At 72.4% G+C, this 25637-nt stretch carries 23 protein-coding genes; 9 read left to right on the top strand and 14 right to left on the bottom strand.

All coding sequences use genetic code 11. From position 1 onward, the window contains the following. Nucleotides 1-18 precede the first annotated feature (18 nt). Nucleotides 19-945: a DNA-3-methyladenine glycosylase gene (locus H9I49_RS15690; RefSeq protein ID WP_370587601.1), complete on the bottom strand. Its 927-nt coding sequence runs from the start codon at nucleotides 943-945 to the stop codon at nucleotides 19-21. 155 nt (nucleotides 946-1100) lie between these two features. Here H9I49_RS15690 and H9I49_RS15685 point away from each other — a divergent pair, with 155 nt between their 5' ends. Both H9I49_RS15685 and H9I49_RS15680 read left to right on the top strand, forming a co-directional pair. Continuing rightward, nucleotides 1101-1844, top strand: a complete 744-nt coding sequence (locus tag H9I49_RS15685) for a DUF3105 domain-containing protein (protein ID WP_188031339.1) — start codon at nucleotides 1101-1103, stop codon at nucleotides 1842-1844. A 29-nt stretch (nucleotides 1845-1873) separates the two neighbouring features. Continuing rightward, a complete protein-coding gene (locus H9I49_RS15680; RefSeq protein ID WP_188031338.1) occupies nucleotides 1874-2308 on the top strand; it encodes a nitroreductase family deazaflavin-dependent oxidoreductase in 435 nt (144 codons plus the stop codon). 23 nt (nucleotides 2309-2331) lie between these two features. Here H9I49_RS15680 and H9I49_RS15675 read toward each other — a convergent pair whose 3' ends face one another. Then, nucleotides 2332-3303: a lysylphosphatidylglycerol synthase domain-containing protein gene (locus H9I49_RS15675; RefSeq protein WP_188031337.1), complete on the bottom strand. Its 972-nt coding sequence runs from the start codon at nucleotides 3301-3303 to the stop codon at nucleotides 2332-2334. 68 nt (nucleotides 3304-3371) lie between these two features. Next, nucleotides 3372-5507, bottom strand: a complete 2136-nt coding sequence (locus H9I49_RS15670; protein WP_188031336.1) for a glycosyltransferase family 4 protein — start codon at nucleotides 5505-5507, stop codon at nucleotides 3372-3374. 118 nt (nucleotides 5508-5625) lie between these two features. Between H9I49_RS15670 and H9I49_RS15665 the strand changes: the two genes are divergently transcribed. Genes H9I49_RS15665 through H9I49_RS15650 form a run of 4 tightly spaced genes read left to right on the top strand, consistent with a single transcriptional unit; the run spans nucleotide 5626 to nucleotide 8698 of the window. Next, nucleotides 5626-6312, top strand: coding sequence for a glycosyltransferase family 2 protein (locus tag H9I49_RS15665; RefSeq protein ID WP_188031335.1), 687 nt, complete (start codon nucleotides 5626-5628; stop codon nucleotides 6310-6312). Beyond that, nucleotides 6309-6731 (top strand): DUF2304 domain-containing protein, encoded by a 423-nt coding sequence (locus tag H9I49_RS15660; protein ID WP_188031334.1) that lies wholly within the window; start codon nucleotides 6309-6311, stop codon nucleotides 6729-6731. The genes H9I49_RS15665 and H9I49_RS15660 overlap by 4 nt, the downstream gene beginning before the upstream one ends. Then, a complete protein-coding gene (locus H9I49_RS15655; protein ID WP_188031333.1) occupies nucleotides 6721-7950 on the top strand; it encodes an LCP family protein in 1230 nt (409 codons plus the stop codon). The genes H9I49_RS15660 and H9I49_RS15655 overlap by 11 nt, the downstream gene beginning before the upstream one ends. A gap of 16 nt (nucleotides 7951-7966) precedes the next feature. Further along, nucleotides 7967-8698, top strand: coding sequence for a TIGR03089 family protein (locus tag H9I49_RS15650; protein WP_188031332.1), 732 nt, complete (start codon nucleotides 7967-7969; stop codon nucleotides 8696-8698). Between the two features lie 10 nt (nucleotides 8699-8708). Here H9I49_RS15650 and H9I49_RS15645 read toward each other — a convergent pair whose 3' ends face one another. Then, on the bottom strand, nucleotides 8709-9200 hold the full coding sequence (locus tag H9I49_RS15645) for a peptidoglycan-binding protein (protein ID WP_255524021.1): 492 nt from the start codon (nucleotides 9198-9200) through the stop codon (nucleotides 8709-8711). A 298-nt stretch (nucleotides 9201-9498) separates the two neighbouring features. On the opposite strand from H9I49_RS15645, the gene H9I49_RS15640 reads away from it, so the two are divergent. From H9I49_RS15640 to H9I49_RS15630, 3 genes are all read left to right on the top strand, one after another. Next, on the top strand, nucleotides 9499-10287 hold the full coding sequence (locus H9I49_RS15640; RefSeq protein ID WP_188031331.1) for a CoA transferase subunit A: 789 nt from the start codon (nucleotides 9499-9501) through the stop codon (nucleotides 10285-10287). 1 nt (nucleotide 10288) lies between these two features. Continuing rightward, nucleotides 10289-10945, top strand: coding sequence for a CoA transferase subunit B (locus H9I49_RS15635; protein ID WP_188031330.1), 657 nt, complete (start codon nucleotides 10289-10291; stop codon nucleotides 10943-10945). Between the two features lie 223 nt (nucleotides 10946-11168). Next, nucleotides 11169-14309 carry a SpoIID/LytB domain-containing protein gene (locus H9I49_RS15630; protein WP_188031329.1) on the top strand — a complete coding sequence of 1047 codons (3141 nt, stop codon included), beginning with the start codon at nucleotides 11169-11171 and terminating at the stop codon, nucleotides 14307-14309. A 204-nt stretch (nucleotides 14310-14513) separates the two neighbouring features. Here H9I49_RS15630 and H9I49_RS15625 read toward each other — a convergent pair whose 3' ends face one another. The 10 genes from H9I49_RS15625 to H9I49_RS15580 all read right to left on the bottom strand — a co-directional run bounded on the left by H9I49_RS15625 (nucleotide 14514) and on the right by H9I49_RS15580 (nucleotide 25637). After that, the gene (locus tag H9I49_RS15625; protein WP_188031328.1) at nucleotides 14514-14915 is read right to left on the bottom strand and encodes an adenylyltransferase/cytidyltransferase family protein; all 402 of its coding nucleotides are present in this window, start codon (nucleotides 14913-14915) and stop codon (nucleotides 14514-14516) included. A 72-nt stretch (nucleotides 14916-14987) separates the two neighbouring features. Next, entirely contained in the window at nucleotides 14988-15983 is a 996-nt protein-coding gene (locus H9I49_RS15620; RefSeq protein ID WP_188031327.1) for a glycosyltransferase, read from the bottom strand. After that, complete coding sequence (locus H9I49_RS15615; protein WP_188031326.1) at nucleotides 15980-16786, bottom strand: CDP-alcohol phosphatidyltransferase family protein; 807 nt, start codon at nucleotides 16784-16786, stop codon at nucleotides 15980-15982. The genes H9I49_RS15620 and H9I49_RS15615 overlap by 4 nt, the downstream gene beginning before the upstream one ends. Beyond that, nucleotides 16783-18711 (bottom strand): DUF5941 domain-containing protein, encoded by a 1929-nt coding sequence (locus H9I49_RS15610; protein ID WP_188031325.1) that lies wholly within the window; start codon nucleotides 18709-18711, stop codon nucleotides 16783-16785. Before H9I49_RS15610 ends, H9I49_RS15615 begins: the two co-directional genes overlap by 4 nt. Continuing rightward, nucleotides 18708-19463: an ABC transporter ATP-binding protein gene (locus H9I49_RS15605; protein ID WP_188031324.1), complete on the bottom strand. Its 756-nt coding sequence runs from the start codon at nucleotides 19461-19463 to the stop codon at nucleotides 18708-18710. Before H9I49_RS15605 ends, H9I49_RS15610 begins: the two co-directional genes overlap by 4 nt. Then, nucleotides 19463-20263, bottom strand: coding sequence for an ABC transporter permease (locus H9I49_RS15600; RefSeq protein ID WP_188031323.1), 801 nt, complete (start codon nucleotides 20261-20263; stop codon nucleotides 19463-19465). Before H9I49_RS15600 ends, H9I49_RS15605 begins: the two co-directional genes overlap by 1 nt. 157 nt (nucleotides 20264-20420) lie before the next feature. Then, nucleotides 20421-21641: a CDP-glycerol glycerophosphotransferase family protein gene (locus H9I49_RS15595; protein WP_188031322.1), complete on the bottom strand. Its 1221-nt coding sequence runs from the start codon at nucleotides 21639-21641 to the stop codon at nucleotides 20421-20423. 91 nt (nucleotides 21642-21732) lie between these two features. Further along, the gene (locus H9I49_RS15590; RefSeq protein ID WP_188031749.1) at nucleotides 21733-22707 is read right to left on the bottom strand and encodes a glycosyltransferase family 2 protein; all 975 of its coding nucleotides are present in this window, start codon (nucleotides 22705-22707) and stop codon (nucleotides 21733-21735) included. A gap of 201 nt (nucleotides 22708-22908) precedes the next feature. After that, on the bottom strand, nucleotides 22909-24345 hold the full coding sequence (locus H9I49_RS15585; RefSeq protein WP_188031321.1) for an aminopeptidase P family protein: 1437 nt from the start codon (nucleotides 24343-24345) through the stop codon (nucleotides 22909-22911). Then, nucleotides 24342-25637: an alpha/beta fold hydrolase gene (locus H9I49_RS15580; protein ID WP_370587600.1), complete on the bottom strand. Its 1296-nt coding sequence runs from the start codon at nucleotides 25635-25637 to the stop codon at nucleotides 24342-24344. Before H9I49_RS15580 ends, H9I49_RS15585 begins: the two co-directional genes overlap by 4 nt.

Raw genomic sequence — 25637 nt, 5'->3', positions numbered from 1 at the left:
CAGGGGTATGCCGTCTCCTCAGCGGGTGCGGGTCGGCAGGTGGGTGCGTGGTGCCATCCGCGGGCCGCGGCGCGGCCGGTGGTGGCCGGCCATCCCGAGCAGCTGCTGCACCCGGTAGCGGTGACCCCGGTAGGGCTCGAGGAGCTCGGCCAGGCCTTCGTCGTCCACGGGCGTGCCGGTGAGCGCCCATCCGATGTCCTTCGCCACGTGGTAGTCGCCGAACGACACGGCGTCGGCGTCGCCGAGTGCCCGCTGGGCCACCTCGGCGGCCGTCCAGACCCCGACGCCGGGCAGGGCCCGCAGGCGCCGGTTGGCCTCGTCGACCGACACCGATGCGCCCTGCTCGAGCCGGCCGGCATACCCGGCTGCGCGGACGACGGTGCGCGACCGCGCCCCGTCGACGGACGCCTGGAGCCACGCCCACGACGGGATCGCGGCCCAGCCTGCCGCCGTCGGCGGGGCCATGAGACCCGCGAAAGGACCCGGCGCCGGCTCGCCGAACCGACGCACGAGCGCACGGTAGCCGCCGAACGCCTCCTGGCCCGTCACCTTCTGCTCGATGACGGCCGGCGCGAGGGCGTCGAGGACGAGACCCGACCGCGGCACGCGCCAGTGCGGGAACCGCCGCCACGCCTCGGCGACGAGGTCGTGGTGCGGCACGAAGCCGGCCGGGTCGTCCTCCTCGCCGAGGAGCGCGGGCACGGAGTCGAGCAGCCACTCCGCGCCCGGGCCCCACGCCTGCGCCACCACCTCGGACCCACCCGGTCGGCAGACGAGGTGGAGCGTCCCGGCACCTGCGGGAGTCTGCGCCGCGCGGGTCACCGTGCCGTCGCGGCCGAAGCGCGACGTCGGGTCGCCGGCACCACGACGGAACGCGCCCAGCTGGGCACGCAGCGCGATCTCGCGCTCGCTGTGCCAGACACGCAAGAGGGGTTCGGCCACCACAACATCCTCGCCTACACTCGGCACGGTCGTTGAACCGGAGCAGGCCGAGCGGGCCCGTGGCCGCGCCGCACCCCGGTGCCGACGACCGCGACTCACACCCCACCCGGCTCACGCCGGCAGCCCGACCGCCCGACAGTCCACAGGAACGAGGAACGATGGCCCGCGAGACGAGCCGAGACCGCCGCGAGCGCGTGGCCAAGATGCAGGCCGCGCAGAAGAGGGCCGAGCGCCGTCGGCTCCTCGTCGTCATCGGGGCGTGCGTAGCCGTCATCGCCATCATCGGCGCCGCGGTCGCCTGGGCGGTGGTCGGCGAGCAGAACAAGAAGAACGAGGCCCTGCAGAGCATCAGCGGGGACGTCGCGGCCGCCTCGTGCGACCCGGTCACCAACGACCCGGCCAGCGGCTCGAGCCAACACGTCGGCCCCGGCACCAACCAGGCAGGCGTCACGAAGATCGAGTACTCCACCGTCCCGCCGTCGAGCGGCAAGCACTTCGCCGTGCCGGCCGTCGACAAGCGCCGCGTCTACACCGTCGCGGACGCCCCCCAGATCGAGACGCTCGTGCACAACCTCGAGCACGGCTACACGATCCTCTGGTACGACCGCTCGCTCGAGAAGGATCAGGCCGCGACGTTCCAGGCCCTCGCCACCAAGATCAACGCGATGAAGGAGTCGGCCAACAAGTTCCTCGTCACCCCGTGGGACCCGGCGTACGGCGCCTTTCCCGCCGGCAAGAAGTACGCCCTGTCGCACTGGGCTGCGGACGTCGACCAGGCGACCGGCAAGATCTCGAACCAGATGGGCCACCGCCAGCTGTGCGGCGGCCTCAACACCACCGTCGTCGAGGACTTCGTCAAGAAGTACCCGTGGAGCTCGGCCCCGGAGCCCGGCGCCGCCTGAGCCGGTGCCCGCGGGTTAGTGTCGACGCCATGGCGATCACCGGCGAGTACGTCCCGAGCCCGAGCGACTGGGTGCGCAAGCAGGTCGAGGAGATCGAGCGCACCGGCACGACGGACTCCGTGCACATCATGAACCTGCCCGTCGTCCTGCTGACGATGCGCGGCGCCCGCACGGGTGCCGTGCGCAAGGTGCCGCTCATGCGCGTCGAGCACGAGGGCACCTTCGCAGCAGTGGCGAGCAAGGGTGGTGCGCCGGAGCACCCGCAGTGGTACCGCAACATGCTCGCCCACCCCGACATCGAGCTGCAGGCCGGCACCGAGACGGTCCCGGTCCGCGCGCGCGAGCTCTCGGGCGAGGAGCGGGACCAGTGGTGGGAGCGGTGCGTCGCCGCCTACCCGCCCTACGCCCAGTACCAGACGAAGACCGACCGCCTCATCCCCGTCTTCGTCCTCGAACCCGTCTGAGCCGCACAGGATCTCAGGCCGCGTCACACGCTGACGTCGCGCGCCCCGGACTCGTCGGCGGCGTCGCGCTCCGTGATGAGGTGGTGCGAGCGGGCGTAGAGCCAGCCGCCGAGCGCGGCGACGACGTCGACGATGGTCACGATGAAGCGCGACACGATGGCGACGGCCGCAGCCGCCGGTGTCGGGATCGCCGTGGACAGGATGAGCGTCAGCAGCCCCTCCCGGGCACCTAGGCCGGCCGGGAGGATGACGGTCAGCATGCCGAGCGAGACCGACAGCGCGTAGCCCGTCATCGCCGCGGTCGTCAGGTCGGGGTTGGGCGAGCCGTCGCCCGCGACGGCCCGAGCGAGCAGCAGCGTGTGGACGCCGAAGAAGACCCACACGAGCAGGAAGATGAGCACCGAGCGGAGCACGGCGCCGCCGGACAGCTCGTGCTCGAGGGGCTCGCGCCGGATCACCCGGAGCATCCGCGCGATGATCGCGTTGAGCAGCCGCGGCACGCAGAGCACGACGAGCAGCGGGATGCCGAGCAGCAGCCACCAGTCGAACCCCGCGGAGCTGCGGCTGATGAGGTAGGACGCCGCGGGCAGGCCGACGAGGAAGCCGGTGGCCAGGGCGAGCCCGAGCGCGAGCAGCCCGGTCACGGCGGTGCGCCGGCGCGGGACCTTGAGGTGGCTCGCGATGTCGGCCTGGACGAGCACCGACCACAGCGAACCCGGGAGGTACTTGCCGAGCTGGCCGACGAAGTAGACACCTGACGCCGGCGCGAGGTGGAGGTCGGAGCCGAGGTCGCGCAGCAGCGCCTTCCAGCCGATCATCGTCAGCCAGGTGCCCGCCGCCGCGGCGAGCGTCGACCAGAGGAACGTCGACCACGAGATCTTGCCGAGGTGCACCGAGACGTCGGCCCAGTTGCGCGCGACGGCGTAGACGACGGCGGCGAGGGTGATGAGCGCGATACCGACGCGCAGCACGGTGAGGATTCTCTGTCGGGTCATGTCGGCACCATCATCGCAGCGTCACGGGCACCGGTCCCCGCAGGGCTCAGCGCCGGCTCACTGTCGGCTCATCGCCGGCGCAGCGTCAACCGCACGAGGCCGTACGCCGCGTCGTCGGCCCGCGCACGCGAGGCTGCCTCGCGCATCCGCGCGTTGACGTCCCCGTCGAGGTCGCCGATGAGGACGAAGCCGAGGTCGTGGGCGCGGGCCAGGATGCCGCGCACGTCGGCCGGTCCGACGGCGCCCTCGGCGGCGCGCGGCCCGATCGGGATGGTCACGACGAGCAGACCGCCCGATCGCAGCGCCCACGACGCCTGCTCGAGGACGTGGTCGACGTCGTCGGCGTCACAGCCGTTCGGGTGGATGCGCACGATGACGTCGAGGGACCCGGTGTCGACGTCGAGAGCCGCGACGCTCGGGTGCGCGCCGGTGAAGTCGATCTCGACGGGCGCGAAGCCGACGGCCCGGGCCCACCGCGACAGCAGCGACCGGGTGCCACCCTCGTCGACGATGACGGCACTCCTGCGGCCGTCGTCGCGCACGCGCAGGATCGCGGCGAGCGTGCCGAGCGCGGCCCACGCGGACACACCGTCCAGGGAGCGCGGCAGCCCGAGTATGCGAGCGAGGCGGCGGGCGTCGTCGGCCTCGTCGGGCTCGCCCAGCACGTCGGTCGCCAGCACCCAGGCGGGGAGGTCGTCGGGACGCAGGGCCACGAGGGGCCGCCCCGAGGTCACGGCCCGCGCTGCACGACGCCGGACCGTCCCCGCCAGGCGTAGCGCACCGGACGTGACACGTCGGCGGACCCAGCCGAGCGCACTCGGGTCGTCGCCTTCGTCCGGACCGACGGCGTCGTCGTCGTCGAAGCCGTCGTCACCACGTGGTCCGGAGCCCGTCGCAGGACCGGCATCCACGCCCTGACCGGACGCCACGGCATACGGCTCCTCGGGGTCGCGGAGCAACGTCTCGTCGACCGACAGCGCCTCGATCGTCCCGAGGTAGTGCGCCCACGGGCCCGACAGGTCGGGCGTCTGGACCCCCTCGGCGAGCCGGCGACGCACCTCTGGGTCGCCGAGGCGTCGAAGGGCGCCCGCGAGCGCCCGCTCGTCCTCGGGTGGCACGAGCAGGCCGTTGACGCCGTCGGCGACCTGCTGCGAGAACGGCGCGATGTCGGAGGCGAGGACGGGCAGCCCGTGCGCGTGGCCGAGGATGACGTTCTGCGACGCCGTGGCCGACCGGTAGGGCAGGGCGAGGACGTCGTGGTCGGCGAGCAGCGTGGCGAGGGCGTCGGCAGGCACGTACCCGTCGCGGATCTCGACGCGGCCCGCGAGCGCCGGGTCGGCGGCGAGCCGGCCGATGACGGTGCGGTTGGCGCCCCAGATCTCGCCGGCGATGGTCAGCGTCACCTCCGGCACCGAGCGCATGGCGCGCAGGAGGACGTCGATGCCCTTGTACTCGCGGATGAGCCCGAGAGCGAGCAGGCGGGTCGGTCCCGGCCGCGGGTCGCGCGAGATCGGGTCGCCACCGGGCAGGTGCGGTGGCAGGTCGGCGACCGAGACGCGGCGCGCACCCAGGTCGTGCGCGACGCGGGCCTGGTCGGCGCCGTGGACGAGGACCGAGTCGACCCGCGAGAAGAGCAGCGACATGAGGCCGGCGTCGCCCGGGTGCGACTCGTGGGGCAGCACGTTGTGGCACACGACGATCGACTGGGGACGAGGTCCTTCCCCACCCGGAACGGCACCGGCTGCGCGTAGGAGGGCCAGGTGCGCCGGAACGACGGGGGGCATGACGTGCACAACGAGGATGGCGTCGACGTCGCGCAGTCTGCGGCCGGCGCGCACCCATGTGTCAGGGCGGGCCCAGCTGAGGGCGCGGATCGTCCGCGGGAACGGCGGCACCTCGGGAACGCCGTCGGGGACCGTGGCGTCGGGGCGGTGCAGCTTCGAGGGGTAGAGGTGGGCCCACGACACGAGCGTCACGTCGTGGCCGGCGTCGGCGAGGTGGTGCGCCAGCATGGTGGTGTGTGCGGCGACGCCGCCCTTGTGCGGGTGGGTCGGGCCGACGATCGCGATGCGGAGCGCAGCCGATCCCGACGGGGTGAACGGCTCGGCCGTCTCCTCGTGGGCCGGTCCGGCGGTGGGTCCGCGCCGGTCCTCGTGCGGGTGGTGGGCCCCGGACCGGGAGCCCTTCGACAACGCGTCCGTCATGGTCCTCCGACTCTAGGCCCAGCGCCGTGCCGTGGTGCTCGCTCCCGGCGGCGCCTCGCGTGTCGGTGCGTGTTGGTGCCTGGCGGGAGCCGCCCCACGACCGCTCTAGGCTGGTCGCATGCAGAACGAGGACGTGTGGCTGGTGGTGCCGCTCTACAACGAGTCCGCCGTCATCGCCGACGTCGTGGGCGAGGCCCGCACCATCTTCCCCAAGATCGTGTGCGTGGACGACGGGTCGCGCGACGGCTCCGCCGAGAGAGCCGAGCGGGCAGGCGCCGCCGTCGTCCGCCACCCCGTGAACCTCGGTCAGGGAGCCGCGTTGCAGACCGGCTTCGACTACGCGCTGGGCGACCCGGCGATGCGCTACGTCGTCACCTACGACGCCGACGGGCAACACCAGATCCACGACGTCGAGGTCATGCTCGAGCGCATCCGGCGCGGTGACGTGCGCGTCGTCTTCGGCTCGCGCTTCCTCGACGAGCGCACCGAGGCCGGGACGATGAAGAAGCTCGTCCTGCGGGCCGCCGTCGCCTACACGAACCTCACGACCGGCACCCGGCTCACGGACGCCCACAACGGGCTCCGGGTGCTGCACCGCGACGTCGTCGAGCGCCTCGACATCACCCAGAACCGGATGGCCCACGCATCCGAGATCGTGTCGCAGATCGGCGCGATGCGCTTCGAGGACAAGCAGGTCACCTACGCGGAGGAGCCCGTGCACATCCTCTACACCGACTACAGCAAGGCCAAGGGCCAGTCGCTGTGGAACGCCGTCAACATCCTCGCGGAGCTGATCTGGCGATGAGACAGCTCGGAATCCAGCTCCTTCTCGTCGTCGGCACGCTCGCCGTCGCCTGGCGTCTGCTCGTCGGCTCGGGCCAGCGCACCCAGGCGCTCCGACGGCTCGGGCTGCTGGCGCTGGCCGGCTTCGCCATCTGGTCGATCTTCTTTCCCGACGTGTGGACCGGCCTCGCGAAACGGGTCGGCATCGGCCGTGGCGCCGACCTCATCCTCTACGGCCTCGTCGTCGCCTTCTTCGGCTTCGTCGTGACCACCTACAAGCGCTTCCGGGAGATGGAGACGCGCTACACCCGGCTCGCGAGACGGATCGCGCTCGACGAGGCGACGCCCGCCACCGGGCACGGCGCGTCTACAGCCCCGCCTGACACACTGTCGGGCAATCTGCCCCCGTCCCCGAGCGTGAAGGCTGCCGATGCCGACTGACCCGAGCCCTCCCCGCCGTCGCGGCCCCGACGACGCCTACGTCGTCGACACGCGACGCCGCGTCAAGCGTCCCGCGGGCGGCGCGATCGCTGCGCCACGTCCGCGACGCGGAGATGCACGGGACGAGCGCGCCGAGGCCCACGACGCGTACGACGACGACGTCGTCGACACGCGCGGTCGCTCCGGCGGCTCGGGAGGCCGCCCTGTCGCCCCGCCGCGGGAGCGGCGCCGGCGCAAGGGGCGCGTCACCCTGCTGGTCATCGCGATCCTGCTCGTCGCGTGGGTCGGCTTCATGGTCTGGGTCCCGATGCAGGCCTGGGGCGCCGTGAACAAGGTCGACAACATCCCCGAGGGTGAGCGGCCCACCGACACCTCCGGATACAACTACCTGCTCGTCGGGTCCGACAGCCGCGAGGGCCTGACCAAGGAGCAGCGCAAGAAGTACGCGACCGGCAACGCCGCCGGCAACCGCACCGACACGATCATGCTCGTGCACGTCTCCGAGAGCGGCGGCAAGCCGGTCATGGTCTCGCTCCCCCGCGACTCGTACGTCCCGATCCCCGGCCACGGGTCCAACAAGATCAACGCCGCCTACTCGATCGGTGGGCCGAAGCTGCTCACCAACACCGTCGAGCAGGTGACCGGCATCCATGTCGACGGCTACATCGAGATCGGTCTCGGCGGCTTCGCGGCCGTCGTCGACAGCGTCGGCGGCGTCGACCTCTGCGTGCCGCGCGACATGAAGGACAAGAAGGCCGGCATCGACCTCAAGAAGGGCTGCCAGACCCTCGACGGTGGCAACGCCCTCGGCTACGTGCGCTCGCGCTACGAGGACCCACTCGGCGACATCGGCCGCGCCGCGCGCCAGCGCCAGTTCCTCGGCGCGCTCATGAAGAAGGCTGCGACGCCCTCGACCGTGCTCATCCCGTGGCGCTACAAGAGCTTCGCGGACGCCTCCGCGGCCGGGCTCGCCGTCGGACGGGAGACCGGCATCCTGGACGCCGTCCGCGTGCTCCAGGCCATGCGCTCGGTGAGCAACGACGAGGGCCTGTCGCTGTCCGTACCGACCTCCGACCTCGCCTACCGCACCGACGCCGGCGCCCTCGCCGTCAAGTGGGACACCGAGCGCGCCAAGTCGCTGTTCCGGGCGCTCAAGGAGGACGAGCCGCTCACGGAGCCGCCGCCCGGCACCACGGTCGAGGAGGCGTCGAACAGCTGATGGCGGTCCGCGCCCGATGACCAGTCCCCTGCTACCCGCCGACGTGCTCGCGCGGATGGTGGCCGCCGACCCGGGCCGGCCACGCCTCACGTGGTACGACGACGAGCCCGGTCCGACGCTGGGCGAGCGCATCGAGCTGAGCGCCCGGGTGCTCGCCAACTGGGTCTCCAAGGCCGCCAACCTCCTGCAGGACGACGCAGCGGCCGGTCCCGGCACGACCGTCGGGCTCGACCTGCCGGCGCACTGGCGCTCGCTCTACTGGGCGCTCGCCGCCTGGTCGGTCGGCGCGACCGTCGTCGTCGGCGAGGAGGCTTCCGGCGCAGACGTCCTCGTCACCGAGTCGCCCGCCGCGGCGGCCGGGCACGGCGGTGACACGGTGCTCGTCGCGCTGCCGGCCCTGGCCCGCAGCCACCCGGAGGCAGGTGCCGCACCGGGCGCCGTCGACGAGGCCCGCGAGCTCTCGACCCACGGCGACCTCTTCTCGCCGATGTCCGATCCCGAGACCGCGGACGTCGCGCTCGCCGGTGACGCCGGCGACACGGCCTACGGCGATGTCGTCGTACCGCAGGCCCAGTGGGGCGAGGCTCCGCGTGTCGTGCTCGGCGGGCCGCTGGAGCGAGTGCTGCGGCAGAGTCTCGCGGCCTGGGCGGCCGACGGCTCGGTCGTGCTCGTCCGCGGGTCGCGGGACGACCTGACGGACCGGTTCGCGTCGGAGGGCGTCACCGCTGACGCGCGCGAAGACGGCTGAGCCGCAAGGGTTACGCCGAAAGCCGGTCGAACAGCGACCACGTGCGGCAGGCCACGACACCGGTGCTCGCAAGGCCGGCACGCGCCTGGGCCGCCTTGACGGCCTCACGCGTCGCGAGGTCGAAGACGCCCGTCTGGCCCACGCCGAGCAGACGCTGCACGGCGAGGACCTGCGGGCCGGTGTCCCCCACCCGCAGGACCGTCGAGCGGTCCCCGACGAACGGGAAGTCACGCGCCTCGAGCACGTCCCACAGCTCCTCCGTCACGACCCCGGTCTGCGCCAGCGCGAGCGAGCGTTGGAGAGCGACGACCTTGTCACGCGTCACCGAGCCGAACACACCGTCGACGGCGACGCCGCCGAGGGCGCGCTGGAGCACCCGCACCGCTGCTCCGCGCGATCCCATGGCGATCGTCAGGCTCTTGTATGCCGTGTAGCTCGTGCGGACGTCGACACTCGCGATCGCGGGGCTTGGGCGCGATGAGGTGCTGGCATAGGTGGTCATGTCGAGGTCCTTCCCCCGCGGGGCTTTACTTCTGCACCATTTATGCACTTCAGCCACATGCATCACAAGTTCGCCCGGTGAATTACAGAGGTGTACTTCTCTGACCCTCTGAAATGACAGCAATGTGATTTCGCTGGGCCCGGAAAAGGCAACTCCCCTGCGACTGCGACCCCAGTCTGTCGTCAGGTGGCTCGTCGACGCTCGGGACGGCATACGTGGTCGGCGACCACACGATCCGCGGACCGAGTGGGCCCACCCCACGGCATCACGGCCGTCCGGCGCGGATAGAGTCCGCACCATGGACAAAGTCGTCTCCACACCCCAGGAGGCCATCGCCGGGATCAGCGACGGAATGTCGCTCTCGGTCGGCGGTTTCGGCCTCTGCGGCATCCCCTCGGTCCTCATCGCAGCGATCCACGACGCCGGCCTGACCGATCTCGAGGCCGTCTCGAACAACTGCGGCGTCGACGACTGGGGGCTCGGTATCCTGCTGCGCGACAAGCGGATCCGCCGCATGGTCAGCTCCTACGTCGGCGAGAACAAGGAGTTCGAGCGGCAGTACCTCTCCGGCGAGCTCGAGGTCGAGCTGACGCCGCAGGGCACGCTCGCCGAACGGCTGCGCGCCGGCGGCTCCGGCGTCGCCGCCTTCTTCACGATGACCGGCGTGGGCACCCAGGTCGCCGAGGGTGGCCTTCCGTGGCGCTACGACTCCGAGGGCGCCGTCGCGGTCGCGTCGCCGCCGAAGCAGACGCAGGAGTTCGAGTGGATGGGCGAGACGAAGACCTTCGTGCTCGAGCAGGCCATCACGACCGACTTCGGCCTCGTGCGCGCGGCCAAGGGCGACCGCCACGGCAACCTGGTGTTCCACCGATCGGCCCGCAACTTCAACCCGCTGTGCGCGATGGCCGGCCGCGTGACCGTCGCCGAGGTCGAGGAGCTCGTCGAGCCGGGCGACCTGGACCCCGACGAGGTCCACCTGCCCGGCATCTTCGTCCAGCGCGTGCTGCCCCTGACTCCCGAGCAGGCCGTCGAGAAGCGCATCGAGCGTCGCACGGTCCGGCCGCGTCCCGACAAGCAGGAGGCCTGAGATGGCACTGACCCGCGAGCAGATGGCCGCCCGGGCCGCCGTCGAGCTGTCCGACGGCGCCTACGTCAACCTGGGGATCGGGCTGCCGACCCTCGTGCCCAACTACATCCCGGACGACGTCGAGATCGTGCTCCAGTCGGAGAACGGCATCCTCGGGGTCGGCGCGTACCCGATCGACGGCGAGGAGGACCCCGATCTCATCAACGCCGGCAAGGAGACCGTCACCCTGCGCAAGGGCGCGGCGTTCTTCGACTCGGCCACGAGCTTCGGGATGATCCGCGGCGGCAAGGTCGACGCGGCCATCCTCGGCGCCATGCAGGTGTCGGCCGGCGGGGACATCGCCAACTGGATGATCCCCGGCAAGATGGTCAAGGGCATGGGCGGTGCGATGGACCTCGTCCACGGCGCCAAGAAGGTCATCGTGCTCATGGAGCACAACGCCCGGGACGGCTCCTACAAGATCGTCGACGAGTGCTCTCTGCCCTACACCGGGCGCGGCGTCGTCCAGCGGATCATCACCGACCTCTGCGTGCTCGACGTTTCCGACTCGGGCCTCGTGCTGCGCGAGCTGGCGCCCGGCGTCACCGAGGACGAGGTGCGCGAGAAGACCGAGCCCCCGCTGACGGTGGACCTGCAGCCTGCTCCGACCCACGGCTGATCCCCACCACATCCGCGACGGCGCGGCCCTGCCGAGAGGCGTGGTCGCGCCGTCGCGGCATTCCGGGCAGGAATTTACCGACCTCTGTCATTCCGCGGACTCCGACTGGCACATTTCCTGTGAATTCGTCCCGTAGTGGCACGAATTCCGCGAACTGACCTTGCGGAGGGTGTGAGTAATGGGACATTTGGGGCTGAAGTAACCACCCGACCCAGGAGACGCCGTGCGCCTCATCCCCACGTCCATCGCCGTCGTCGCGCTGACCGCCACGTTCGTCGTGACACCCACCGTGACCTCAGGGGCGGCCCCGCGCCCCGTCTCCCCCTCGGTTCGCGAGGTCTCCATCCCGGCGGTCGCGGGCGTCGGCGCGGGCAGCAAGACCCGTACGACAGCGCCGTCCACCCCTGACGCGACCGCCTCAGGCGTGGACCGGCACGGAGCGGGTGACCCTGTCGTCGCGTCGACCGAGGTCCGTGACGTGGACTTCGACCTCGCGGGCGTGACCTTCGACCGGACGCCGCCCGCGGGCACGCACATCGAGGTACGCACCCACGGTGACGCCGGCTGGTCGGAGTGGACCGACCTCGAGCTGAACGGCGACGGCCCCGACCGGGGATCCGCCGACGCGCGTCACGCCCGCCCGGGCACCGATGCCGTCGCCGCGGCCGGGTCCGACGCCGTCGACATCCGCGTCACGACTCCCGACGGCTCGGTGCCGTCGGGCATGCGTGCCAGCCTCGTCGACGGTGGCGAGTCACCCGCGGACGCCAACCTCGGCACCCCGGCCGGCTCGGCCGTCGCCGCCGTCACCCGACCGACGATCATCAGCCGCGCGGAGTGGGGCGCCGACGAGAGCCTGCGCACGTGCGACGCCGAACAGCTCCCGGGCTTCAAGGCCGTGGTCATCCACCACACCGTCAACTCGAACACCTACAGCGCCGACCAGGCCGCCTCGATCATCCGGTCGATCTACGCGTACCACACGCAGAGCCAGGGCTGGTGCGACCTCGGCTACCAGATCCTCGTGGACCGCTTCGGACGTGCCTACGAGGGCCGCAAGGGCAGCACGGCCGGCTTCGTGCAGGGCGCGCAGGCCGGCGGGTTCAACGCCGAGACCACCGGCATCTCGGTCATCGGCGACTTCACCTCGGTCCCGTTCTCGTCCGCGACGCAGAGCACCGTGACGAAGCTCGTCGCGTGGGAGGCCGACCGTTCGCTCATCGACCCCACGTCGACGGTGACCCTGACGTCCGCGGGCAACTCGAAGTTCGACCCGGGCGAGACCGTGACCCTGCCCCGCACGATCGGGCACCGCGACCTCAGCCTGACCGGCTGCCCCGGCGACACGGCATACAACTCGCAGCTTCCGACGATCCGCGCCGACGCCGGCACCATCTGGCGCGACGGGCAGTGGGACCCGCTGCCCGCCGACCCGGTCTCGGAGACGTACACCCGCCCCGCGTCGTCGACGTTCGACATGGCGGGCCGCGGGTTCGGCCACGGCATCGGCATGTCGCAGTGGGGTGCCTACGGCGCCGCCACGAAGTCGCTCACCTGGCAGCAGATCCTCGGCTTCTACTACCCCGGCACGTCGCGGTCGAGCCAGGGCGACCCCTCGCTCCGCGTCTGGCTCTCGGCGGTCGGCACGACGGGCACCCAGTTCTCGAAGCTGAGCGGGCTCGTCGTCAGCGACGGGAAGCGCACGTCGAACCTGTCGAGCACCTACCGCTGGCGGATCGTGCCCGAGGGCAGCACGGTCACCCTGCAGGCGAACTCAGGGGCCGGCTGGTTCGCCGCGACCAACTGGCGCGCCTCGACCCTGCCGCTGACCGTGAGCCGCCCGTCGGGGTCGGCCGTGCGGGTCCTGCTCCCGAGCGGCGCCCAGCGTGAGTACTCCGGCTCCGTCCGCGTCGTCAACGTCTCCGGCCGGGCGTATGCCGTCAACGTCCTCGGCTTCGAGCGCTACACCCGCGCCGTGGCGCCGGTGGAGATGCCGGCGAGCTGGCCGGCCGCCGCCCTGTCGTCGCAGGCCGTCGCGGTCCGCACCTACGCGGCGAACTCCCGGGCATCCGCCGGGACGCGCGTCTACGACGTGTGCGACGTCGCGTGCCAGGCCTACAAGGGCGTGGCCGACTACAGCGCAACCGGCACGCTGATCCGGCGCTACGAGGACACCCGCGCCACGAACGCCACGGCGGCGACGGCGGGCACGATCCTGACCTACGGCGGCAAGCCCGCCTTCACGCAGTACTCCTCGTCGAACGGCGGGCGCACCGTCAAGGGCTCGACCGCGTACCTGCCCGTGCAGGACGACCCGTACGACGGGGCCGTGGCGTCGGCGTCGAACCCGCACTCGTGGACCCGGACCCTCGACGCATCGGCGGTCGAGAAGGCGTACCCGTCGATCGGCACGCTGCGCTCGATCGGCATCGGCTCGCGCACCGGGGGCGGCGGTACGGGCACGTGGGGCGGCCGGGTCGTCTCCGTCATCCTGACCGGGGCGGCCGGGACGACGACGGTCAGCGGCGACGCGTTCCGCGCGAAGCTCGGCCTTCGCAGCACGTGGTGGACCATCACGTCGGCACCGGCCCGCTCGGCGGCGTACTCGCCGCGTGACGTGACGGGTGAGAGGTTGCCCGACGTCATCGTCCCGGCCGGCTCCGCCCTCAAGACGGTGTCGTACACCGGCTCCATGGGCTTCACGACGAAGCAGATCCTCGCCAGCGGCTTCTCCGGCATGCGCGCCGCCGCCGGTGTCGGTCCGTGGAGCCAGGACAGCCTCGGCGACGTCGTCTCCATCGACGCGAGCGGCACGGCCTGGTACTACCCCGGCCTCGGTGCGAGCGGCCTCAACGCCGGCCGCTACCGGCTCGCGACCGGTTGGGGCTCGATCAACCTCGTGGTGCCCGTCGGCGACTGGGACCGCGACGGCAAGACCGACATCGCGACCCGGATGACCGACGGCCGTCTGCTGCTGCGCCGCGGTGACGGCACCGGGCGCATCGTGTCCAGCCTGCAGATCGGGAGCGGCTGGGGCGGCATGCGCCAGGTGACGTCGGGCGAGTTCAACGGTGACGGCATCCGCGACCTCGTCGCCGTGCGCGGGACGGACGGCGCGCTCGTCCTCTACCCCGGCAACGGCACGGGCGGCTTCCGGCCGGCGGTCGTCATCGGCTCCTCGGGCTGGAGCGCGATGAGCGCCGTTCGCGGCATCGGCGACGTCACCGGTGACGGGCGCGACGACCTCGTCACCCGCCGCGCGAGCGACGGTGCGCTGCTCGTGTACCGCGTCCAGGGCGCCGCACGGCTCACCGCCCCGCTGCGGGCGGGAACCTATGCGTCGACGACCGCCTGGGGGCAGTAGGCCGACGCCGAGGCCCGGACCGTGGGCATCGGTCCCGGGCTCCGGGCCACGTTCGCCGAGAAACTGTGCACTGCGTCGCGAGGTGACTCAGCGGCCGCCGGCAACCTCGCGGGCTGGAGTCAGTCACCCGGCGACTCACTGCACAGGGACCCAGCGCAGCCACTCGGGTCGAGGCTCTGCCGCGCTGCGACGGCGAGCGCGCGGTCAGCCGAGGCTGGCGATGTGCTCGATGAGGCCGGTTGTCGACACCGACGGGGTGCGCGGCAGGTAGACGACCTCGCAGACGTCGCCGACCCAGTCGAACTTGCCGGCCCAGTCGTCGCCCATGACGAGGACGTCGGCGCCGTGCTCGATGATGTAGTCGCGTTTGAGCTCGAGGGACTCCTCGACGAAGACCTCGTCGACGACCTTGAGAGCCGAGATGATCTCGAGGCGCTCATCCTGGTTGAAGACCGGCGGCCGACCCTTCTTCGCGACGTTCAGGGCATCGGCCGAGACGCCCACGACCAGACGGTCGCCGAGCGCGGCAGCGCGCTGGAGCACACGGACGTGGCCGACGTGGAACACGTCGAAGGTCCCGAAGGTGATGACGGTCCGGTTGCTCACTGTTCTCCTAGGGCAGGCTGGACGGGGTGGGAGACCCACCCCGTCGTTCAGCGAGGGTACCGGTCGGGATGCTCAGCCACGAGCCACCGAGGCCTCGGCGGCCCGCACGGCCTGGGCCAGCGTGGTCTGCGCCAGGCCGCTGCCGTCGCTCACCGCGCCTCCGTCGATGACGGCCGCTGCGATGGCCGCTGCGTCGAGCGGCGCGACGACGACGCCCGCCGGCCGGGGGGCCGTGTCGCTCGCGACGACGGTCGCGCCCGCCGCCTGGGCCTCGCGGACGATGACCGAGTCGCCGTCCCAGCTCGTCGGGCGCAGGAACGTGCCGACCCGCGACAGGGCGGTCGAGACCTCGTCCGGGCTCGAGTCGAAGGCGACCGTGAGCCACGGCTCGACCTCGGCGAGTCGGCGTAGGGCCTCGACGGCCGGGGTGTCGTTGCCGTAGGCGAGGACGGTCAGGGTCGCGTCGGGCCACCGCTCGCGCACGAGCCGGGTCACCTCCACGCCGAGGTCGGCGTTGTAGTGCGGCAGGCCGGCGTTCGTCGACAGGGCGAGGGCGTGCGGCTCGCGCTCCACGGAGCTCGGCACCGGGGCGGCCGACGAGTCGAACGGCGTGACGACCGTGACCCGGGAGCGCAGCGCCTCGGGCAGGATCGTGCCGATCTCGTCGTTGACAGCCCAGATCTCGTCGTACGCATACAGGGCCAGCACGAGCGCCCGGCGCCGCCACCACGGCATCCGCGCGACCTGTCCACCGGTCGAACCGGAGTGCAGGACGAGCACCGTGCGGCCGCGCAGGAGCGCGAAGGCCGGGGCGAGCAGCATCGCGCGCCACAGGCGCGTCAGGTGGAGCAGGTGCACGGCGCGGTGGGCCAACCGGGGAAGCATCGCCGCCGCGCGCCTCGCCGACCCGGTGTCGACGTAGTCGACGGTGAGACCCTCGGCGCGCAGGACGGACGTGAGCTGGTGGTGACTCGTGCGCACGCCGCCGACCTCACCGTGCTCCTGGGCCCACTGGAGCACCGGGAGCGGCCCGGCTGGTGGTGCGGACGCGACGCGCCGGGCCGTCACTCGAGCCTCGAGCTGGCCAGCACGCCCAGCAGGTGCCCCCCGGCGGTGACGACGATGAGCGGCACCATGCCGACGACCAGCACCTGGGTGCCGAGCAGGTCGCCGTGCACCGTGTCGACGACCGCCGCGACGAGCGCGAGCAGCGAGGCCTCGACGGCGACGAACGCGCGGAAGATCGGCAGGTAGTCGAAGGCCCGGCGCAGCGCCGCGATGCCCGACGCCTTGGGTCGGGCCGTGCCCTCGACGTCCTCCAGCGGCGGCCGGCCGGTCTTGGCGCGGGCCACGTGGACGAGGTCGGTGAACGCCTTGTTGAGCAGGACGCCGACGGCGACGAGCAGGCCGAGGACGGTCCAGCCGCCGACGTCACCGGGGGCCGACAGGCTCCAGCCGTCGGCGCGCAGGCCCAGCGCCACCGGGATGGCCCCCTCGGTGACGTAGTGGCCGATGCGGTCGAGGTAGATGCCGGCCGGCGAGAAGCGCTGCCGCCAGCGGGCGACCTCGCCGTCGGAGCAGTCGAGCAGGATCTGCAGCTGCATGGCGACGACGGCGACGACCGGTCCGACGAGTCCGCCGAACGGGATGGCTAGCGCCCCGAGGAGGCCGGTGAGGATCATCAGCCACGTGACGCCGTTGGGTGTGATGTGCGTCGGCAGGAGGGCGCGGGTCGCGTACACCGACAGGTGCCGGATGTAGAGCGCCCCGGCCCAGTGCTCCGCGTTGTAGCGCGCGATGTGCTCGGGCGGCTGCGCCACGGCGCGCAGCTCGGCGAGGCTGGGACGGTCGTTCGTCGGATCGTGCGTCACGAGGGCCCATCCTGCCGCGTCGCGATGTCGGGCACCGCACCGGTGCCCGCGCGTCGCACGGCCGGCGGGGGCCACAGGGCGGCGCGCCAGGCGCGGGCCGACTCGGCGGCATACGCGAGGAGGAGCAGGACCGCACCGACGAGGAGCGGCACGGCCGGCCTGTCGGTGAAGCCGCCGATGACGGCGAGGAGGACGACTCGGCCCTCGATGCCGAGCGTCGCCCGGACGAGGCGGAGCGGCGCCCCGCGGCCGGTCTCGCGCAGCCGGTAGACGTTGTCGTAGACGTGCCAGCACACGGCGGTGAGCCAGGCGTACGCGGCCGCCCCCGCCGCGGGGTCACCGCCGGCCGCGAGGAGCAGAGCCGCCGCCTCGACCGTGATGAGGAGGCCGGGCACCTGCCAGGCCAGCCGGCTGCGGCCGGTCGGCCGGGGCACGACGGCGAGGTCGACCAGGTTCTCCAGCGTGGGATCGGGCCGGTCGGCGCGGAAGCCGTCGCGCGAGGCGAGGGCCTTGGCGAGCCGTCCGACCTGCGTCCAGGCCAGGGCGATGGCTGAGGCGGTCCCCAGCGCGTAGAGCAGGAAGGAGGGGCTGAAGGCCAGCAGCCCCACGGACATGACGAGATAGCGCTCGGCGATCGGCAGGTGCAGCACCTGCTTGACGTCCCGCACCAGACGGGCCCGTCGGCTCGGTGCGGTGGGCACGGACGTGCGCGCGCCCTGGGGGCCGCCGTCACCCGGCACGTCCAGCGCCAGGGAGGTGGGTGGCCGCGTGGCGCCGGCGTGCTGGCGCATCGCGTAGGCGAAGTCTTCGGCGTGCCGCACGGCCAGCAGCGTCAGCACGACGATCGCGAGCCACCACAGGTCGTCCCCGCGCCGCGCCGAGACCCATGCGACGGCCGCCACCATCGTGAACTCCTTGACGCGGTCGCTCACCGCGTCGAGCCAGCCTCCGACGGCGCTGTAGCGGCGGGTGAACCTGGCGATCTCGCCGTCGACGCAGTCGACGACGAGCGAGGCCTGGAGCAGCACCGCCGCGAGCAGCCAGGCCCACCGCACGTCGACGGCGGCGAGCCCGCACGCGGCGAGCCCGAGCAGGAGGCTCACGAGCGTCACGACGTTGGGGCTCCAGCCCCGCCCCAGGCCGTATGCCGTGAGGCGGCGCGACAGCGGACGGATCGCGTGCGTCGAGAAGACCCCGTCGTTGCCGCGCGAAGCCGCCCGCAGTCGTTGCTGCCACGACGAGCCTGGCGAGCCCGGCCGCTGCTCGTGGCCGCGCTCGACGGTGGCGTGCGGCAGCGGCACCGCGAGCACGCGGACCGCCGCGTCGCGCACGACGGCGAGGAGCGCGAGCTCGAAGGCCTGCATGCCGGGCTCGCGCGCGGACTCGCTCGTTGCGGCAGCACGGAGCAGCTCGGCGACGTGGGCGCGGTCGCGACGGGCGACGCGGAGCACGCCCACGGCATACGCCGTCGGGTTGCTGACGACGTGGCGCACGGTGCCGACGGACGCGACCCGTCGGGGAGCCCCGTCCAGGCGGACCGGCGCTAGCCCGCCCTCGACGTGGTCTGCACGGTCGCCGCGCAGGTCGCGGACCGGGCCGTCGACGACGGCGGCCCCAGTCACGTCGCGCGGGGCGTCGAGGACGTCGAGGAGCGCGACCGGGCTGACCCGCACGTCGTGGCTCACGAGGACGAGCGGTCCGGCGGCGGCGGGCGCGCCCGCCGCGTCGGCCGCGGCAAGCAGCGCGTTCGGGACGTCGGGCGTCTCGCCCGCGCCACTCACCCGGGTGAGGCCGAACGGCTCCAGGGACTCGAGGAGGTCGCTGGCCGGGTGGCCGCCGAGGACGACGAGGTCACCGCCGGCGGACCGGCCCTGCAGGGCGCGGGCACGAGCGTCGCCGACCAGCGGGCGCTCGTCGAGCCTCACGAAGCGGCGTCCGCGTCGGCGTCGGCGTTGTACTGGGCGATCACCTCGCCGATGGGCCCGTCGCCCTTGAGCTCACCCGAGCGCAGGTAGAGACCACGCTCGGAGAAGCGCCGCAGGTCCGGCTCGCTGTGCGACACGAGGAAGAGCGTCTTGCCGCCCGAGAGCATCGAGTCCATGCGGGTGTAGCACTTCTCGCGGAAGGTGCGGTCGCCGACCGCCAGCACCTCGTCGACGAGGACGACCGGCTGGTCGAGCGTCGTGATGAGCGCGAACGCGATGCGGACCTGCATACCGGAGCTGAAGTGCCGGAAGGGCATGTCCATGCCGGCCTGGACCTGCGGCCCCGCGAAGTCGACGATCTCGTCGTACCGCTCGTCGATCTGCCGCTTCGTCAGGCCGTGCAGGCCCGCCGCGAGGTAGACGTTCTCGCGGGCGGTGAGCTCACCGAGGAACCCCCCGGTCAGCTCGATGAGCGGAGCGACGCCGCCACGCACCCTGGCGTAGCCCGAGTCGGGCAGCATGACGCCCGCGATCATCTTGAGGAGTGTGCTCTTGCCGCTGCCGTTGCCGCCGACGAGACCCACGGCCTCGCCGCGCTGCACGTCGAACGAGATGTCACGCAGCGCCCAGAAGGTCTCGGTCGTCGCCCCGCTCTGGCCCTTGAAGACCATCTCGCGCAACGACATCCGCCGACGCCTGGTGCGGTAGAACTCGATCCCCAGGTCCCGGACCTCGATCACCGGCTTGGCCATCAGATCTCCTTGAGCACGGCCGGCTCGAGCCGCTTGAAGACGAACGCCCCGATGAGGAGCAGGATCACGGTGAGGACGCACGCCGACGCCACGGACAGCAGGTTCATCTCGCCCCGGAAGAAGCCCGAACGGAACAGCTCGAGGATGCCGCTCATCGGGTTGAGGGCCAGGACCGTCTGGAGCGTGCCCGGCGCCATGTCGGCGCTGTACAGCACGGGCGTGGCGTAGAAGCCGAGACGCAGCGCGATGCGCACGACGCGGGCCATGTCGGTGACGAGCACCGTGATCGGCGCGAGAATCATGCCGATGCCCACCGAGAGCAGGAAGGTCAGCACGAGCGCGACGGGGATCATCACGAGCGTCCAGTGCAGCTTCGTCTCACCGGTGATGAGGTAGTACGCCGTGAACGCGATGATCACCGGCAGGGTCAGGATGAACTCGATGCCCTTGGCGAGCACGACCCGCACGACCCACAGCTCGCGCGGCAGGTTGGCCGAGCGCACGAGCCGCGACTCCGACAACAGCGCCCGCGAGGTCTCCGACATGTTCGAGGCGAACCACTGCCAGAGGAACAGACCTGTCACGAGGTGCAGGAAGTAGGGCTGGTTGCCCGTCTGGCGCGCCTGGAAGATCAGCGTGAAGACGATGAAGTAGACGAGCGCCATGAGCAGCGGGTCGAGCACCGTCCAGACGTAGCCGAGCACGCTGCCTGCGTAGCGGACCCTGAGGTCACGCTCCACCAGGGTGCGCAGCACCTGACGTTTGGCCAGCAGGCCGTTGAACTGGGACACGCCGATCATGCGCGCAGACCACCTTCTCCTTCGTGCTCGGGGCCTCTGCATCCAGGGCCGGGCTGGGCGGTCCCCCGCCCGGTCTCGCCGAAGTCTAGGGGTGCATGCCGAGTGCCGCGTCCAGGGCCGTGTGCACTGCACGCGGCCCGACGGGGCGCGGACGAGGTCAGCTCTGCTTCACCGCGCGGTCCACACGTGCCTCGATGAGGTCGGTCGAGGCCTTCACGAAACGGGCCGTCGCGGCCCCCGGCGTCGTGTCCCCGAAGTAGTGCCGCACCACCTCGGCGCGGGCGTCCTCGGGTGCCGACATGGCGTCGTCGAGGACGCCGACGACGTCGCGCGCCTGCGCGGCTGCGACCATCGGCACGCTCGTGTTGAGGCGCGTCGGCTCGACGTCGGCGTACGGGCTCGCGGGCTGGGTCAGCACGAGCGGTTTGCCCGTCGCGAGCCAGTCGAGCGCGACCGCCGAGATGTCGGTGACGCACGCGTCGAGGCGGGCGAGGTGCCAGCCGAACGCCGTCTCGGTGTCGACGAGGTGCGCGGCCGTCGGGTCCACCTGGTTGGCCTCGGCGACGAGGCGGGCCAGGTGAGCCGACGCCGTGCCGTACGCCGGGTCGAACGCCCCCGAGCGCGGGTGCGGTCGGTAGACCACGCGGAAGCGGCGGTCGGCGAGCAGGCCGGTCAGCAGGGCTGCGCCGTGGGTCGCGATCGAGCCGTAGGCCATGCTGCGACGGTCACCCTCCCACGTGGGGGCGTAGAGGACCGTCGTACGTCCGTCGTCGGGCAGCGAGGGCGCGTCGTAGGTGACGTCCGCCTGCGGGCGCCCGATCTGGACGGCGCGGGTCGCGACGTCGAAGTCGACGAGTGCTCCTTCGAGCCGCTCGGCGGCCGCCGGACCGGCGATGAAGACGCGGTCGTAGGCCTTGAGCTGGTTGGAGGCCATGTACGACTTGTCGCTCTCGCCGTGGCTGACGAACACGTGGGCCGGCTCGGCGAAGCGCAGCATCTGGAAGTTGCGGACGTTCTGGTTGACGTAGAGCACGAGGCCGATCTGGTGGTCCGCCATGAACCCCTCGATGTCGGTGACCCGCGGACCGTGGAAGACCGGCAGCGGGCACTCGTCGAGCAGGATGCTCGTCGTCTCCGGCATCCGGGAGACGACGACGACGGGCTGCGTCTTCGCGAGCTCCTGCAGCGGGGCGTACCACTGCCGGATCTGGTAGAGGTTCACCGGCTCGTCGGAGAAGTAGACGGCGCACCGGAAGGGCCCGTCGGTGCCCGGCTGGAGGCCGGTGCGCGCGAGGCGCTCGGTCAGCCTGCGCTTGGCCACCTGTCGCCGGACCCACTGCCGGGCCAGCTTGCCCAGCACCTTCGCGTTGTCGAGCACCGTTCGCCGTACCTTTCCGTGCGCGCCGACGTCGCGTCGTCGCGGTTCTTCGTGCGGGCAGCCCGAGGGACTGTCCCGCTCCTACCCGCGCTCAGCGCTTGAGGCTGCCCGGGCTCGTCAGGAACCCTATGCCCCACGACCAGTGCATCGTCGCGAGGACGAGAGGGGTCGCCGCCCTCGTGGATGCGGCCTCGCCCCGGCTGATGGCGAGCCCACCGGCGGTCACCCCGAGGGCGTATGCGGCGGGGACGACCCACGCCGGGGGCCAGGCGATGCCGAGCAGGGTCGCCGCCGTCGTCACCCCGACCATGGTCGGCGGTGCGAGGTAGCGCAGGTTGATCGTGCCCTCGTGGTGGCGCGAGACGACCCGGCGCCACCGGCCGTAGTGGAAGTACTGGCGGGCGAGGGCCGACACCGAGGCCCGGGGTCGGTACGTGACCTTGAGGTCGGGCGTGAACCAGACCTTGCCGCCGGTCTCGCGGATGCGGTGGTTCATCTCCCAGTCCTGGGCCCGCGCGAAGTGGGCGTCGTAGCCGCCGACCCGCTCGAGAGCGCTGCGACGGAACACGCCGAGGTAGACGGTGTCGGCGTCGCCGGCCTCGCCGCCGGTGTGGAAGCGCGAGCTCCCGACGCCGATGGGGCTGCGCATGGCGCAGGCCACGGCGCGCTCGAACGGGCTCGTGCCGCGCGCGTCCATGATGCCGCCGACGTTGTCGGCACCGACCCGGAGCAGCTCGGTGACGGCGACGGTGATGTAGTCGTTCGGGATCTCGGCGTGGCCGTCGACGCGCACGATGACCTCGCCCGTCGAGGCGCCGATGGCCGCGTTGAGGCCGTCGGGCGTGCGACCCGACGGGTTCGAGACGAGGCGGACCCGCGGGTCGGAGGCGGCGACGTCGGCCGCGACCTCGTCGGTGCGGTCGGCGGACGGACCGAGCGCGAGCACGACCTCGAGCGGACCGGCGTAGTCCTGCTTGAGGATCATCGCGACGGCGTCACGCAGGTGCCGTTCCTCATTGAGCAACGGCATGATCACGCTGACCGCCGGCCTGGGGTCAGGGGTCATGTCCACACTGGCGTCCTTGTCGTCGGGTGTCACGAGAGGGAGCCCGACTCCCCATCCGAGCGGCGCCCAGCCTACTTGAGTGCACCCCCGTCATGACGCGGCACCCGGGGGGCCGGAGCCTCCGGCAGCGGCCGGGTGGGCCCGTCACCGCCGTGGGCACCGGAGTGCGCCGGTGCAGGGTCGCCGGCCGACCGTGCCGCGTCACGCCCCTGCTCGCGAGTGCTCGACCGCCCACTTCTCGATGCCGGCCGCGTCGATCGGCAGGCCGTCGGAGAGGACCGCGTGCCCGTCGCCCGTCACGAGCAGGTCGTCCTCCAAACGGATGCCGATGCCCCGCAGCTCCGGCGGCAGGGTGACGTCGTTCGCGTGGAAGTACAGGCCGGGCTCGACCGTCATGACCATGCCCGGCCGGAGCGGCGCCCCCATGTACTGCTCGTACGCCGACGAGGCGCAGTCGTGGACGTCGAGACCGAGGTGGTGCCCGATGCCGCACACGATGTAGCGACGGTGCTGCTGCCCTGTGGGCGACAACGCCTCGTCGACGGAGACGTCGAGCAGACCCCAGTCCTGCAGGCCGCGCGCGATGACCTCCATGGCGGCGAAGTGGAAGTCGGTGTACTGGACGCCCGGTCGCACCTGGGCCATGCCGGCCCGGTGGGCACGCTCCACGAGGTCGTGGACCTCGCGTTGCACGGGCGAGAAGCGGCCCGAGGGCGGGACGGTGCGGGTGACGTCGGCCGTGTAGAGGCTTCGCGCCTCGACGCCGAGGTCGAGCAGCAGGGGCGCGTCGGGAAGGACGGGCCCGTCGCAGCGCACCCAGTGCAGCGTCGGCGCGTGGGGGCCGGAGCCGACGATGCTCGAGTAGCCGGGCCCGTTGCCGTGGGTGCGCGCGTGCCGGTCGAACGTGCCCTGGAGCCAGCGCTCCCCGAGCCCCTCCACGGCGGCGGGCACCTCGGCCATGACGGCCGCGAAGCCGGTGACCGTGTCGTCGACGGCTCGACGCAGCTGCTGGACCTCCCAGGCGTCCTTGACCATCCGCAGGTCCGACAAGGCGGCGGGGAGCCGGCCGTCGAGGCTGAGCCCGTGGGTGGTGACGACGTCGCGGTCGACGCTCGGCGTCGCCCAGGCACCCCGGCACCGGTCGAGCGCAGCGGCCAGGTCGGCCACGGGGACGACGTCCAGTCCCAGCACCTCGCTCCACGCCTCGAGGCCCGGCGAGGGCCCGACCCACAGCTCACCGTGCAGGGCGTTGCCGTAGAAGCCCGGGTCACCCGGAGGCGCCGGCGGCGGGACGTAGAGCGTGGCGTCGTGGCCTTTCGGTGAGGCCCGGAGGACGAGGGTCGCACCCTCCACCTGGCAGCCCGTGAGCCAGACGAAGTCGCTGTCCGGGCGGAAGGCGTACGCGGCGTCACCGTTGCGCACGGGGGCGACCCCCGCCGAGACGACGACGTCGTGCCCGGCGACTCGCTCGCCGAGACGCCGGCGGTGCTCCGCGGCCGCGGCCCCGGCGCCCTCGGGAAGGGCGGGCTCCACGCGTTGAGTGGCCCACCCGAGCCCGATCGAGTCGGCGAAGCCCGGGGCCTCGTGCAGTCGCGGTGGCCGGGTCCCGGCATACGGGGGACGCGTCGTCGTGGTCATCGTCGTTCTCCTCCTCGGTCGCGCACCAGCTCGCGCAGGTGCGTCAGCACCCGGCCGCTGCCGATGCCGTCGTGCTCGAGCTCGTTGGTCACCCAGGCCTGCGACGAGCCGACGCGCGAGAGCGTGTCGAGCTGGAGCCGGGCGTCGACGAACATGTCGTCGTAGTAGACGGCGGCCGCCACCGGGACCTCGTTGGCGGCGAGCCGCTCGAGGTCGTAGAGCCGTGACCACCGCGGCCTCGAGGCGAGCTCATGGACGGCGGCGGCGAAGGGCCGCAGCAGCCGCACCTGCTCGAACATCCACGGGAAGGCCATCTCGCCCGTGAAGAGCAGCGGTCGCCGTTCGGGATCGAACTGCGGCCTGCGGTCCCGCTCCTGCTGCGCGGCCCAGCCGGTGGGCCCGTTGTCGCCGTCGCCGTAGATGGACTCCTGGAGCGTCCAGAACAGCGGGTTCGCCGCGGACGACGTGCGGTTCAGGCACTCGGCGAGGAAGCCGGTCCCGAGCCGTCCCGGCCGGGTGAACGCCTTCTCGACGAGCCAGTGCAGCCGCTCGAAACCGGGTTTCATGCCGAGGTCGATGCCCAGGGACTGGAATCGGTGCACGGTGAGCGTGTCGCCGTCGGGCAGCCGGACGTCACCCTCGTCGAGACGGTCGGCGACGGCGGCGACGGCGTCGACGTCCTGGGGAAAGCGTCGGTAGTACTCGGCCGTCTTGGCCTCGACCCGCGTGAAGGTGCGCCGGTAGACCTCGGCGGCGCTCGCCGGGGTGCCGGGTACGCCGCCCGCGACGTAGCACGCCGACAGCCCCTCGGGCGCGTGGCTGAGGTAGGCGAAGGTGATCCAGCCGCCGTAGCTCTGCGCGAACGTGGTCCACCTCTGCCCGCCGTACACGGTCCTGCGCACGTGCTCGAGGTCGCGCACGATCGAGTCGGCGCGGAACCGGGCCAGGTGGTCGCCGGCTGCCGCGACGTCGGGGAAGGCCGCGAGGTCGGCCCCCTCGAGCGGGGTGCTGCGGCCGGTGCCGCGCTGGTCGGCGAGGACGACGCGGTACGTCTCCAGCGCCTCGTCGAGCCAGCCGCTTCGGTCTACGGGACGCGGGCACTCGCCGCCCGGTCCGCCCTGGAGGTACACGAGCAGCGGCAGGTCGTCGCCGCGCTTCTCCGGGTCGACGAGCTCGCGGACGAAGACCTCGATCGACGCGCCGCCGTCGGGGTCGCCCCAGTCGAGGGGAACGGCGACCCGCTGCTCGCGGGCGTGCAGTCCGGGCAGGTGGTACTCGGTCGGCTGTGACAC

The sequence above is a fragment of the Terrabacter sp. MAHUQ-38 genome (assembly GCF_014518425.1).
Lineage (GTDB): Bacteria > Actinomycetota > Actinomycetes > Actinomycetales > Dermatophilaceae > Terrabacter.
Note: the sequence above shows the minus strand (reverse complement) of the source record. Positions and strands in the feature narration are given on the sequence as shown.

Bases quoted from the DNA above. Each gene is read 5' to 3' on its own strand.
- H9I49_RS15635 (WP_188031330.1), top strand. From the start codon at position 10,289: ATGGCACTGACCCGCGAGCAGATGGCCGCCCGGGCCGCCGTCGAGCTG.
- H9I49_RS15640 (WP_188031331.1), top strand. From the start codon at position 9,499: ATGGACAAAGTCGTCTCCACACCCCAGGAGGCCATCGCCGGGATCAGC.
- H9I49_RS15670 (WP_188031336.1), bottom strand. From the start codon at position 5,507: ATGACGGACGCGTTGTCGAAGGGCTCCCGGTCCGGGGCCCACCACCCG.
- H9I49_RS15660 (WP_188031334.1), top strand. From the start codon at position 6,309: ATGAGACAGCTCGGAATCCAGCTCCTTCTCGTCGTCGGCACGCTCGCC.
- H9I49_RS15650 (WP_188031332.1), top strand. From the start codon at position 7,967: ATGACCAGTCCCCTGCTACCCGCCGACGTGCTCGCGCGGATGGTGGCC.
- H9I49_RS15675 (WP_188031337.1), bottom strand. From the start codon at position 3,303: ATGACCCGACAGAGAATCCTCACCGTGCTGCGCGTCGGTATCGCGCTC.
- H9I49_RS15685 (WP_188031339.1), top strand. From the start codon at position 1,101: ATGGCCCGCGAGACGAGCCGAGACCGCCGCGAGCGCGTGGCCAAGATG.
- H9I49_RS15655 (WP_188031333.1), top strand. From the start codon at position 6,721: ATGCCGACTGACCCGAGCCCTCCCCGCCGTCGCGGCCCCGACGACGCC.
- H9I49_RS15590 (WP_188031749.1), bottom strand. From the start codon at position 22,707: ATGACCCCTGACCCCAGGCCGGCGGTCAGCGTGATCATGCCGTTGCTC.
- H9I49_RS15600 (WP_188031323.1), bottom strand. From the start codon at position 20,263: ATGATCGGCGTGTCCCAGTTCAACGGCCTGCTGGCCAAACGTCAGGTG.
- H9I49_RS15605 (WP_188031324.1), bottom strand. From the start codon at position 19,463: ATGGCCAAGCCGGTGATCGAGGTCCGGGACCTGGGGATCGAGTTCTAC.
- H9I49_RS15665 (WP_188031335.1), top strand. From the start codon at position 5,626: ATGCAGAACGAGGACGTGTGGCTGGTGGTGCCGCTCTACAACGAGTCC.
- H9I49_RS15680 (WP_188031338.1), top strand. From the start codon at position 1,874: ATGGCGATCACCGGCGAGTACGTCCCGAGCCCGAGCGACTGGGTGCGC.
- H9I49_RS15645 (WP_255524021.1), bottom strand. From the start codon at position 9,200: ATGACCACCTATGCCAGCACCTCATCGCGCCCAAGCCCCGCGATCGCG.
- H9I49_RS15585 (WP_188031321.1), bottom strand. From the start codon at position 24,345: ATGACCACGACGACGCGTCCCCCGTATGCCGGGACCCGGCCACCGCGA.